This window comes from Plesiocystis pacifica SIR-1 (assembly GCF_000170895.1).
Classification (GTDB): Bacteria; Myxococcota_A; Polyangia; order Nannocystales; family Nannocystaceae; genus Plesiocystis; species Plesiocystis pacifica.
Genome location: NZ_ABCS01000102.1, coordinates 23197 through 34701 on the forward strand (window position 1 = coordinate 23197; position 11505 = coordinate 34701).

General features: G+C 70.5%; 10 protein-coding genes. 9 read left to right on the forward strand and 1 reads right to left on the reverse strand.

The genetic code is table 11. The features are described 5' to 3' along the window. Window positions 1–6 precede the first annotated feature (6 nt). The 9 genes from PPSIR1_RS44590 to PPSIR1_RS33655 all read left to right on the forward strand — a co-directional run bounded on the left by PPSIR1_RS44590 (window position 7) and on the right by PPSIR1_RS33655 (window position 11139). Window positions 7–1002, forward strand: a complete 996-nt coding sequence (locus PPSIR1_RS44590) for a phosphotransferase family protein (protein ID WP_006975712.1) — start codon at window positions 7–9, stop codon at window positions 1000–1002. Between the two features lie 93 nt (window positions 1003–1095). Then, window positions 1096–2592, forward strand: coding sequence for a methyl-accepting chemotaxis protein (locus PPSIR1_RS33620; RefSeq protein ID WP_006975713.1), 1497 nt, complete (start codon window positions 1096–1098; stop codon window positions 2590–2592). Window positions 2593–2766: 174 nt separating this feature from the next. Next, on the forward strand, window positions 2767–3825 hold the full coding sequence (locus PPSIR1_RS33625; protein ID WP_045117284.1) for an RDD family protein: 1059 nt from the start codon (window positions 2767–2769) through the stop codon (window positions 3823–3825). Further along, window positions 3822–4937, forward strand: a complete 1116-nt coding sequence (locus tag PPSIR1_RS33630; protein ID WP_006975715.1) for a stage II sporulation protein M — start codon at window positions 3822–3824, stop codon at window positions 4935–4937. The genes PPSIR1_RS33625 and PPSIR1_RS33630 overlap by 4 nt, the downstream gene beginning before the upstream one ends. Then, window positions 4934–5749 (forward strand): hypothetical protein, encoded by an 816-nt coding sequence (locus PPSIR1_RS33635; RefSeq protein ID WP_006975716.1) that lies wholly within the window; start codon window positions 4934–4936, stop codon window positions 5747–5749. Before PPSIR1_RS33630 ends, PPSIR1_RS33635 begins: the two co-directional genes overlap by 4 nt. After that, a complete protein-coding gene (locus PPSIR1_RS44595) occupies window positions 5746–8184 on the forward strand; it encodes a DUF4350 domain-containing protein (RefSeq protein WP_006975717.1) in 2439 nt (812 codons plus the stop codon). Before PPSIR1_RS33635 ends, PPSIR1_RS44595 begins: the two co-directional genes overlap by 4 nt. A gap of 43 nt (window positions 8185–8227) precedes the next feature. Continuing rightward, a complete protein-coding gene (locus PPSIR1_RS33645) occupies window positions 8228–9202 on the forward strand; it encodes an AAA family ATPase (protein WP_006975718.1) in 975 nt (324 codons plus the stop codon). Window position 9203: 1 nt separating this feature from the next. Continuing rightward, a complete protein-coding gene (locus PPSIR1_RS33650) occupies window positions 9204–10586 on the forward strand; it encodes a DUF58 domain-containing protein (RefSeq protein ID WP_006975719.1) in 1383 nt (460 codons plus the stop codon). 43 nt (window positions 10587–10629) lie between these two features. Then, window positions 10630–11139 carry a peptidylprolyl isomerase gene (locus PPSIR1_RS33655; protein ID WP_006975720.1) on the forward strand — a complete coding sequence of 170 codons (510 nt, stop codon included), beginning with the start codon at window positions 10630–10632 and terminating at the stop codon, window positions 11137–11139. A gap of 70 nt (window positions 11140–11209) precedes the next feature. Here PPSIR1_RS33655 and PPSIR1_RS33660 read toward each other — a convergent pair. Further along, window positions 11210–11505: C-terminal helicase domain-containing protein (locus tag PPSIR1_RS33660; protein WP_006975721.1), on the reverse strand; the 296-nt coding region annotated here is incomplete at its 5' end.

An 11505-nucleotide genomic window follows, 5' to 3' on the forward strand; every position in this document is an offset into this window, starting at 1 on the left:
CCGAGCGTGGAGCGGCGCTCGAGCTTCATCACCCTCGACGCGGCCGCGATCGTGTCTGCGCTCGCGCAGGTCGCATCGAGCGCGAGGCTGATCTCGGCCACGCCGCTGAGCGGCGGCGCGAGCAACAGCTGCTACCGCGTCGAGACCGACACGGGCGTGCTCGTGCTGCGCGTCTACGGCGGAAGCGAGGGAGCGCGGGTCCGGGACAAGGAGGCGGCGCTCTTGCCCACGCTGAGCGAGCTCCCCGTGCCGCGGCTGCTCGGTTGCTGCGAGGCCGGCGGGGCACCAGCGGTCGTGCTCGGGTTCCTCCCGGGCCGCCCGCTGGCGACCCGCGGCCAGGACTTCGACGACGAACAGTGGGCGCGAGCTGGGCGGAGCCTCGGCGAGGCGCTGGCGCGGATCCACGGGCGCAGCTTCCCGGCCCACGGTGATCTGCGCGGGGACGCGAGCGGTGCCCTGCGCGTCGAGGCCTGGGACTTCGACGGCGGGGACGGCGGGGACGGTGGGGTCCGGGGCTACGTCGCGCACGCCCTGGCGAACACGCCCGCTGGCGAACGCCTCGGCCCCGAGCGCTCGGCGGCCTTGCTGCGGTGCATGGCGATCGCCGAGGCGGCCTCACCCGCGCGAGCTCCCACGCCCCGGCTGGTCCACGGCGATCTCAACCCGACCAACCTCCTGGTCGCGGACGACGGCGCGCTGACGGGCATCCTCGACTGGGAGTTCGCCCACGCTGGCGACCCGGCCATGGACCTCGGCAACCTCTCTCGCCGCGATCCCACCCGCGGCGCCGTCCCACCCCGGGCCTTCGCCGACGCCCTGTCCTCGGTCCTCGAGCTGCCGCCGGGCTGGCGCGAGGCGGCGGCCCTCGTCGACCTGAGCTCGGCCATCGAATTTCTGAGCTCGACCCGCGCGCGCCCGCAGACCTTCGCCCGAGCCCTGCGCCAGCTCGACGCCTTCATCGAGGCCACCGAGCGCTCGTCATGCCGCACAGACGGACAGTGATCGGCCTCACGCGGACCAGACCGGACCAGGAAGTCGGGCCAAATGGTCACAATGCTGGCCGCTGGGCGCGGTAGTCCGTAAAATCGCGGCCAGATGGCGAAGGCCAAAAAGGATAACGGCGAAGGTGAGAACGATCGCGTTGCCGAGCTCGAGGCCGAGCTCGCGGATCTGCGACAGGAGTTCAAGGATGTCCGCGCCGATCTTCGGGACGCGCGGGCGGACCGCGACGAGGCCCGACAGGAGGTCAAGCGCCTGCGCGAGGAGGGCTCGAGCATCCGCAGCGAGTGCGACGATCTTCGTCAGCAAGTCGCCACGGCGCGGGTCGAGCTCGAGAACGCCTCGGGCCTCGGCGAGCAGGGCACCTTGATGCTCAAGGAGCTCGAGGGCGGAATACTGTCCGTCGCGCCGGACATCGACGGCACCCTCCACGCCCTGACCTCGATGCGCTCGGGCCTCGAGAGCATCGCCAACTCCGTGGACCAGCTCGCCAGCAACGCCGAGGAGAGCTCGAGCTCGATCCTCCAGATGGCGGCGGCCAACGACGAGGTCGCCGAGAGCATGTTCAACCTCGCCTCGTCCGTGGAGGAGACGGCGATCTCCATCGAGGAGATGACCTTCTCGGTCAAGGAGGTCGCCAAGAACATCGAGGCGCTGTCGACCACGGCCGAGGAGACCAGCTCGGCGATGAACGAGATGGACATCTCGATTCAAGAGGTCGAGAACAACGCCAACGAGACGGCGCAGCTGTCCGAGGAGGTGGTCTGGGCCGCCGAGGGTGGCGTCGACGCCATCAACCGGACCATCGAGGTGATCAACTTGATCAAGACCTACTCGGCGGACGCCGTGTCGGTCATCAGCCGCCTGGGCCAGCGCATCGGCGAGGTCGGGGGCATCCTCTCGGTCATCGACGACGTCGCCGAGCAGACCAACCTGCTCGCCCTCAACGCGGCGATCATCGCCGCCCAGGCCGGCGAGCACGGCAAGGGCTTCGCCGTCGTCGCCGACGAGATCAAGGATCTGGCCGAGCGCTCCGCGACCAGCACCAAGGAAATCGCCGAGATCATCAAGGCGGTCCAGCGCGAGAGCTACAACGCCGTCGAGGCCGTCCAGCGCTCGAGCAAGTCCGTCGACGACGGCGTGCGCGTCAGCCATCAGGCGGAGGACTCCCTCAAGCGCATCTCCGACGCCGCCCGCCGAGCCACGCAGATGGTCCGCGAGATCGCCCGGGCCACGGTCGAGCAGACCAAGGGCTCCAAGCAGGTCACCGACGCCATCAACGTCGTCGCGACCACCGTGCAGCAGGTCGCCACGGCGACCTCCGAGCAGGCCCGCGGCGCCGAGCAGATCATGAAGTCGGCGGAGAAGATGAAGTCCATCACCCGCCACGTCGAGCGCTCCACCCAGGAGCAGACCCGCGGGAGTCGACAGATCACCCAAGCCATCGAGGAGATCTCGGAGCAGGTCAGCCAGCTCTCGGCGGCGCACCAGGGTCAGACGACCAACGCCGACACCATCCTCGAGCGCCTGTCCTCGATCCGCGAGGCGACCCAGAGCCACATGGAGCTCATCGAGCGGGTCCGGGCCCAGTAGCCGAGCCAGTAGCCGAGCCAGTCGTCGAGCGGGCAAGCCCCATCGAACACGCCGAGCGGCGGGGTGCTTCCCGGCTGAACCACAAGAAGGTGACCCATGCGGTCACCTTCTCGTTTTGGTGGCGAGCACTTCACCTTGACTGGCGCACACCCTGCGTCCAACCTGGGGGTGTCCATGGGTGCAGCGGCACAGCCCACGCAGGACGCGGTCGTCACTGCGCCCCTCGACACGACAGCGGAGATCGAGACGCCCGAGCACGTCCGCTTTGGCCACCCGCTCGCGGGGCCCACGCGTAGAGCGGCGGCCTACCTCATCGACCTGCTGGTCCGCTTCGCCATCTTGTTGGCGCTGGCCTTCCTCGTGGGCCTCGTCGGCGTGGCCACGGGCGACCTCGACGGCTTCTCGACCGGCGCCATCCTGGTCATCTACTTCCTGCTCGACTGGTTCTACTACGTGCTGTTCGAGTCGCTGTGGAGCGGCCGGACCCCGGGCAAGCGGGCCATGAAGCTGCGCACCGTGGGCGAGGACGGGCGCTCGCTGACGGCCCTCGACTCGATCCTCCGCAACCTGCTGCGCGCGGCGGACTTCCTGCCCTTTGGCTACGCCGTGGGCTTGGTGGTCATGGGCCGCGACCCCAAGTTTCGCCGCCTCGGCGACATGGTCGCGGGCACGGTGGTGGTCGTGGAAGATCGCGGGCAGATCAGCGGTCGCTTGACCCTGGCGCCGCCGCCCACGGCCAAGGAGCTCGACAGCTTGCCGGCGCACCCGCCCGTCTCCCGGGAGGAGCTCGAGGCCATCGAGCTGTTCTTGCGGCGCATCCCTCACCTCGCCCCGGGTCGAGTCGTCGAGCTCGCCGATCTGGTCGCCCCGATCTTCGCCGCGCGCATGAACACCCGCTACACCAACTCGGTCCGCTTCCTGGGTCTGATCTACGCGCGCTCGCGGGGTCACGAGCCGGTCAAGGAGACCCCCAAGCGGAAGATCGAGGGCGGAGGGCGCCGGCGTCGAGGTCGGCGCGGGCGTCGGGGCCGGGCCCGCAGCGCTCACAACCCCAGCGGCTCACCCCTCAACGAGATCGCCCGGCCGCCCGCGCCCGAGCCTGAGCCAGCCCCCGAGCCAGCCCCCGAAGTCCAGCCGACCCTCGCCGAGCCTGGCCAGGCCGCGCAGCCCGACCAGGTGGCGACGCAAGCTCCCACGCCCAGCTCGGTCCCCACGCCCGGAGCTTGGTCATGAGCGGCTCGACCTCGGCGCGGTCGCGGGCCCGCGGCGGCCAGACCAAGACCAAAAAGAAGAAGGCCCCCGGCGCGCCCCAGCACCAGGACGAATTCATCGCCCAGCACCGCGCGAGCTGGTCGGAGCTCGAGGACCTGCTGACCTCGAGCCGCGAGCTCCACCGCAAGTCCCCCTACGAGATCTCCAGGGTCGCCACGCTCTACCGCAGCGTGTGCGCCGACTTGATGCGCGCCCGGTCCAACTTTGGCCCGGACGTAGTCCGCTACCTCGAGGGCCTCGCCGGCCGGGCCCACAACGCCCTCTACGGCGCCCGCGCCTACCGCCTGAGCGCGCTGTGGGAGCTCGTCGCCCACCACTTCCCCCGCACCCTGCGCAAGCGCTGGCGCTTGTTCCTGATCGCCAACTTGCTGCTGTGGGTGCCCTACGCCTTCGGCTTCTTCGGCACGCTGGCGTCCATCGAGTTCGCCGAGACGGTGCTCCCGCGCTCGCAGCTGATGATGATGGAGGCGATGTACACCGAGGGCTTCGAGGCCGGGCGCGACGCCGCGACCGACTCGGAGATGGCCGGCTTTTACATCTTCAACAACGTCGGCATCGCCTTCCGCTGCTTCGCGACCGGCATCCTGTTCGGCCTCGGGAGCATCTTCTACGCCGTCTACAACGGCGTGGTCATGGGCGTGAGCATCGGCTGGGTGGTCCGCGTGGGCTACGGCCACAACATCATGACCTTCGTGTGCGGCCACAGCCCCTTCGAGATGACCGCGATCGTCATCTCGACTGGCGCCGGGCTGCAGATGGGCTGGGCGCTGATCAAGACCGACGGGCTGACGCGCCTGGGCTCGCTGCGCAGCCAGGCGGGGGAGCTGGGCCACCTGATCATGGGCGCGGCGGTCATGCTGGTGATCGCGGCCTTCATCGAGGGCTACTGGTCGCCGTCTTCGGTGCCGGCGCCGATCAAGTGGGCGGTCTCGGGGCTCAACTGGACCTTGGTCGGCGCGTGGCTGTTCCTCGGCGGGCGCTGGGCCGGGCGCGAGCGCGTCGCCAAGGCAGCGGCGGGCGCACCACCCCCACCGAGCGCCGCCTCCTCTGAGGCCAAGGAGGCCACGCCGTGAAGCTCGACGCCGCGCGCATCGTGCTGCGTCCGCGCAGCATGTCCGAGACCCTCGACCTGGCCCTGCGCTTTTGCACGGAGCCCGCCGCCAAGCTCTACGCGAAGCTCTCGGCGGCGACCCTGCTCCCGGCCTACCTGGCCACCGTCGCGGTCTACTGGTTCCTCGACTTGGACCCCTTCGACGTCTGGCTCCTCGCCCTGGCCATCGTCACCCCGCTCCAGGGCGTGTTCACCGTCGCCGTGGGCCGGATGATGTTCGCCGAAGACATCGGCGCCGCGGAGGTCCTGGGCCAGTACATGCGCCGCCTCCCGGCCTACCTGGGCACGCTGATCCTCACCCGCCTGCTCATCGCCCTGACCTCCCTGGGCTTTTTCCTGATCATCCCCCCGCTGTGGGGCTGGGCCCAGACGACCTTCTCCCACGAGGCCTGCCTGCTCGAGCAGGCCGGGCCGTCCGCGGCCTTCAAGCGCGGCCAGGGCATGGTCAAGGTCAACGCCATGAGCACCGCCGGGCTGCTCTTGCTCATGAGCCTGGCGGCGATGGCCTTCGTGATGTCGGCCGAGGGCCTGTTCAACTACGGGCTGCTCGAGTTCGTGCTCCAGCTGGGCATGCCGCTGGGCTCCCTGTTTGACGACGGCATCTCCATGGCGGCGCTCCTGGGCCTGTTTTTGGTCGTCCCCTTCTGGTCGACGGCGCGCTTTTTGGCCTACGTCGACCAGCGCACCCGCCGGGACGGCTGGGACGTGCAGCTGCGCTTCATGGCCATCCAGGTCCGCGAGCAGGGCCAGCAGCACCAGGAGGCTCGGGCGTGAGCGGCTCGCTGCTGTGGCTGGTGCCGGCGCTGTGGCTGGCGGGGAGCCCCGAGGGCGCCTACGGCGTGGCGACGGAGGTCGAGGAGGTCCTCGACCGCGAGCACTACGACTTTTGCCGCGCGGGCACGGACTACGTGCCCCGGGACTGGGACGAAAAGCGCTGGTGCGAGCTCGCCCTCGACGCGCAGATCGAGCGCTGCCCGGGCTACGAGCTGGTCTGCGGCCGCGAGGTCTCGACGGTCACCTTCGAGTGGGGGGAGCTGTCGGACCGGCCGTGCGAGAACGGAGAGCCCTGCGACGGCGCCCACGGAGGGCCCTGTGGTCCTGGCGGCGGCGGCGGCGGTGCCGGTGGCGGCTCGGGCGGTGGCAAGGGCGGCGGCAAGGGTTCGGGCTCCGGCTCGGGCCAAGGCGGCGGCGCTGGCCAGGGCGGCTCGGGCCAAGGCGGCGGCTCGGGCAACGGCAACGGCTCCGGCAACGGCAACGGCTCCGGTCAAGGCGGCTCGGGCGGTGACAAGGGCGGCGACGGCTCCAGCTCCCAGGGCGGCGACCCCAAAAATGGTTCCTCCGACCCGGACGGCAAAGATCCGGCCACGCCCAACTCCGATCCGCCCGATCCCGTCGACGTCGATCCTCCGGATCCGCCCGACCCCCCGGAGCCCGTCGAGGTCACCCTGCCCAACCTCGGCGGCTTCGCCCAGGTCCTGATGTGGCTGGTGATCATCGCGGCGGTGCTGGGCATCGGCTACCTGATCGCCCGCAACTTCGTGCGCGACGAGGACGACGACGACGACGAGCCCATCGCCGACGCGGACGCCGCCAGCCCCGACACCTCCCTGGTCGCGGCCAAGGTCCAGGCCGCGCGCATCGTCGAGACCGACGTCCAGCGCCTGCTCCGGCTGGCCGAGGAGGCCCACGGCCGCGGCGACGACGAGGGCGCCATCGACCACGCCTACGCGGCCCTGCTGCGCCGCCTCGAGGGCGAGCGCCTGGTGATCCTCGACCCGTGGAAGACCAACGGCGACTACCTGTGGGAGCTGCGCGCCAACTCGGGGCTGCGCAACGAGGTCCGCGGGGTCGTCCGCGAGGTCGAGCAGGTCCAGTTCGGCGCGGCCGCGGCCGACGGGGGCCGCTACGCGAGCGTGCGCGCCAAGGTCCTGGCCATCGTCGGGCGCACCACCTTGGCCCTCGCGCTGATGTTCGGCCTCGGCAGCATGACCAGCTGCGAGGACGACTACGACGACGACTACGGCGAGGCCCGCGAGCGCGAGGTCGACCCGCTCATGGAGCGGGCCGCGGTCATGGGCCTGGGCGACGGCCCCTCGGGCGCCCGCGCCATCGCCGAGCTGCTGCGCGAGCACGACATCGACGCGCGCACGCGCCTGCGCAGCCTCGACCGCTCGAGCCTGCGCCAGACCAAGGGCGCGATCGTCCTGCTCGAGTACGTCGAGCTCGAGCCCGAGGTCTGGGACGAGCTGCTGACCTGGGTCGAGCACGGCGGGCTGCTCGTCGTCGCCACCGGCATGGACCTGCCTGAGCGCATCGGCCTGCGCTACGGCACGGACCTCCACGACTCGCCGGAGCTGACCGCCAACTACAACTGGATGTTCTCGGACCTGACCCTGCGCGCGCCCACGGGCCGCGTGCTCGAGGACACCTTCGTCGCCGACATGCCCCACGAGTCCCTGCTGGTCCGCCCCGGCCCCGGCCAGGGCGGCGGCTACGGCGAGGAGCCGTGGTGGTACGGCGACGACGACGACGCCCAGCTCGCGCCCGAGCAGGACTACGCCGTCAGCCGCCACTTCGGCGCCGGCGAGATCGTGGTCCTCGCCGAGCCCGACCTGATGACCAACGCCGCGCTGATCGTCGAGGACAACGGCGCCTTCGTGGTCAACCTGATGCGCCGCAGCGACATCGAGCAGGTCGAGTTCGTGCCCTACGGCTCGATGAGCTCCGGCGGCGACGCGGGCGGCTCGGACAACCCCTTCGAGTCCATCGAGAACAGCAAGCTCGGCTGGCTCTTCGTCCAGATCCTGCTGTTCCTCGCGGTGCTCTACGCCGCCGTGGGCATCCCCTTCGCCCGCCTGCGCGACCCCGAGGCGCGGACCCGCCGGGCCTTCGCCGAGCACGTCCAGACCCTCGGCCAGCGCTACGCCCAGGCCCGGGCCTCCCGCCACGCCGCCTACCTCTACTCGGTCTGGGCCCTCGAGCGCCTGCGCGAGCGGGCCGTGGGCTCGGGCCGCGCCGGCGGCGGCCTGCACGGCCTGGCCACCGCCCTGGCCGCGCGCACCGGTCGCGACGAGTCCGAGATCATGCGCCTGCTGCTCATGGCCAAGGACGCCCGCGAGGGTGGCTCGGGCGCGGGCGGCAGCAGCACGGACCTGCGGCTGATCCGCGAGCTCGCGCGCCTGCTCGACGACACCGGCGGCCCGCGCTGAACCCCTCCCCGCTCCCCCTCGCAGACCCTCGATCGCGACCCCGATGAACGCCCCGAACGCCCCGACCTTTGCCCAGACCTACGCTGCCCTGCGCGCCGAGATCAACCGCGTCCTGCTCGGCCAGGAGGACCTCGTCGAGCAGGTGCTGCTCGCCATCTTCGCCCGGGGCCACGTGCTCATCGAGGGCGTGCCGGGCCTGGGCAAGACCCTCTTGGTCCGCACCCTCGGCCGGGTGCTCGGCTGCGAGTTCAAGCGCATCCAGTTCACCCCGGACCTGATGCCCAGCGACGTCACCGGCGGCAACGTCTTCAACCAGCAGCAAAACCAGTTCGTGTTCCTGCCCGGGCCGGTGTTCACCCAGCTGCTGCTCGCCGACGAGATCAACCGCGCCCCGGCCAAGACCCAGTCGTCGCTCCTGGAAGCCATGCAGGACCGCTCGGTGACCGTCGACGGCGTAACCCGGCCCCTGCCGCGGCCCTTTTTCACCATCGCGACCCAAAACCCGATCGAGTCCCAGGGCACCTACCCCCTGCCCGAGGCCCAGCTCGACCGCTTCTTGATGAAGCTGCACGTCGAGCACCCGACCCGGGCCGTCGAGAAGGCGCTGCTGCACAACTACGTCACGGGCTTCGACGCCGGCGACCTCGACACCCTCAACGTCAAGACGATCTGCACCGCCGAGATGCTCCTGGGCATGCAGGCCGCCGTGCGCACGGTCCAGGTCCACGACGGCATCCTCGACTACATCACCGACATCGTCGGGCGCACCCGGGCGCACCGCTCGGTCTACCTGGGCGCCTCGCCGCGGGCCTCGATCGCGCTGCTGACCTGCGCCCGGGCCCGGGCGGCGAGCGAGGGCCGGGCCTACGTCAACCCCGACGACGTCAAGCAGCTCGCCCCGCCGATCCTCCGCCACCGCCTGGTCCTGCACCCCGACGCCGAGATCGAGGGGGTCACCGCGGACGACTGCGTGCAGGCGATCCTCCGCGAGGTCCCGGTCCCGGAGACGGCGGCCTGACATGCTGATCCCCAACCGCGCCATGGTCTGGCTGGCGGTCGTCCCGGTGATCTTCGCCGCGATGATCCCCTTCGACGAGACCATGCGTGGGCCGATGCTGATCGCGGACGCGGCGATCGTGACCCTCGCCATCGTCGACGCGCTGCTGACCTCGAAAAAATTGGTCACGGTCAGCCGGCGCTGCGCCGAGGTGTTCTCGATCGGCCGGACCAACCCGGTCACCGTCGAGCTGCGCAGCCGGGCGCGGCGACCCCTCAACGTCGAGCTGACCTGCGAGCTCTTCGACCACGCCAGCTCCGACGAGCTGCCCATGGCGATCCGCCTGCGCCCGCGCCGACGCGCCGTCGAGCGCTTCAAGGTCACCCCGACCAAGCGCGGCGCCTACGCCCTGGGCGACATCGTGATCCGCTACCAGAGCCCGCTGAACCTGTGGAAGCGGCAGGTCCGCTTCCCCGCCCACCAGCGCGTGCGCGTCTACCCCGACGTCCAGCAGGTCCGCACCTGGGAGCTGCTCGCCCGCCAAGACCGGCACCACGCGCTGATGCGCACCACCCGGCGCCTGGGCGGCGAGTCCGAGTTCGAGCAGCTGCGCGACTACAGCCGCGACGACGAGTTCCGGTCCATCGACTGGAAGGCGACCGCCCGCCGCGGCAAGGTCACCGCTCGCCAGTACCAGCTCGAGAGCAACCAAAACCTGATGTTCGCCCTCGACGCGGGCCGGCTGATGACCGCCGAGGTCGGCGGCATCTCGCTCTTCGACCACGCCCTCAACGCGACCTTGATGCTCGGCCACGTCGCCTCGCGCAACGGCGACCTGGTCGGCATGCTCAGCTACGCCGACGAGGTCCAGACCTTCGTCAGCCCCTCCGGCGGGCGCAAGGCCGTGCAGCGGCTGATCCAGGCCAGCTACGCCCTGCACCCCGCGATGGTCGAGTCCGACCCCGGGCGGGCGCTCTCGGCCCTCAACCTGCGCGTGCGCCAGCGGACCATGGTCGTGCTGTTCACCCAGGTCATCGACGAGCGCGCCGCCGACGAGCTGCTCCGGGTCACCCGCGGGCTCTACCCCCGCCACCTCCCGCTGATCGTCGTGTTCCGCGACAACGACGTCGACGCCCTCCTCGAAGGGCGGGCGATCGGCAGCGTCAAGCGGCCGGCCCTCGGCAGCGCGAGCGCGGGCGCAGCCTCGGCGGGCGCGGCCCAGCCCATGACCCGCGACGTCGACCTCTACACTCGGGGCGCCGCCGCCGAGCTGCTCAGCTGGCGCGAGGGCCTGCTCCGCGAGCTCGAGCGCCGCGGCGCGCTCATCCTCGACGTCGACCCCGAGGACCTGACGCCCGCGCTGATCACCCGCTACCTCGAGATCAAGGCCCGCCACCTGCTCTGAGCGGGCAGCAGCCCCGCCTCCAGCGGTGTGATAGCGTGCCGCCATGGCCAACCCGACCGCCACTTTCGAGACCTCCCTCGGCACCTTCAAGGTCGAGCTCTTCACCGACCAGATGCCGATCACGGCCGGCAACTTCATCAAGCTGGCCAAGGCTGGCTTCTATGACGGACTGCACTTCCACCGGGTCATCAACAACTTCATGATCCAGTTCGGCTGCCCCAACAGCCGCGACCCCAACAGCAGCCGCGCCGGCACCGGAAACGGCCCCGATGGCTGCATCCAGGACGAGCACACCGCCAAGCTGTCCAACGAGCCCGGCACCCTGTCGATGGCGAACACCGGCCGCCCCAACAGCGGCAGCTGCCAGTTCTTCATCAACACCGTGCACAACCACTACCTCGACTGGTTCACCCCCGGGCAGTCCAAGCACCCCGTGTTCGGCAAGGTCACCGAGGGCATGGACGTCGTCCAGAAGATCGAGAAGACCCCCACCGGCCGCGGCGATCGCCCCCAGACCCCGGTGCAGATGGTCCGCATCACCGTCACCGACTGAGTAGAGCGCCGCTCCACGAAAGAGGGCCCCGCGTGGGGCCCTTTTTTCGTGCTCGGTGGTCCAGCTCGGCTCAGAGGTCTTCGCCAAAGACCTCGACGAACTCGCGGATCCGCCGCTGTAGGATCTGGAGCAAGCCAAGGTCGGCCTCGAGCTCGCGCTGCGGCACGAAGCCACAGATGTGGATCTCATCATGCTTGCTGCCGAGGCGGTCGATACGGCCCGCGCGTTGGATGAGGCGGGTGGGGTTCCAGTGGAGGTCGTAGTTGATGAGCGTGTCGGCGTCCTGAAAGTTGACGCCCTCGGAAAGAGTGTCGGTGCTGATCATGAGATCGATCTCGGTGTCTGGATCGCGCTTGCGGACACGAT

Bases quoted from the DNA above. Each gene is read 5' to 3' on its own strand.
- PPSIR1_RS33620 (WP_006975713.1), top strand. From the start codon at position 1,096: ATGGCGAAGGCCAAAAAGGATAACGGCGAAGGTGAGAACGATCGCGTT.
- PPSIR1_RS33645 (WP_006975718.1), top strand. From the start codon at position 8,228: ATGAACGCCCCGAACGCCCCGACCTTTGCCCAGACCTACGCTGCCCTG.
- PPSIR1_RS33650 (WP_006975719.1), top strand. From the start codon at position 9,204: ATGCTGATCCCCAACCGCGCCATGGTCTGGCTGGCGGTCGTCCCGGTG.
- PPSIR1_RS33625 (WP_045117284.1), top strand. From the start codon at position 2,767: ATGGGTGCAGCGGCACAGCCCACGCAGGACGCGGTCGTCACTGCGCCC.
- PPSIR1_RS33630 (WP_006975715.1), top strand. From the start codon at position 3,822: ATGAGCGGCTCGACCTCGGCGCGGTCGCGGGCCCGCGGCGGCCAGACC.
- PPSIR1_RS33655 (WP_006975720.1), top strand. From the start codon at position 10,630: ATGGCCAACCCGACCGCCACTTTCGAGACCTCCCTCGGCACCTTCAAG.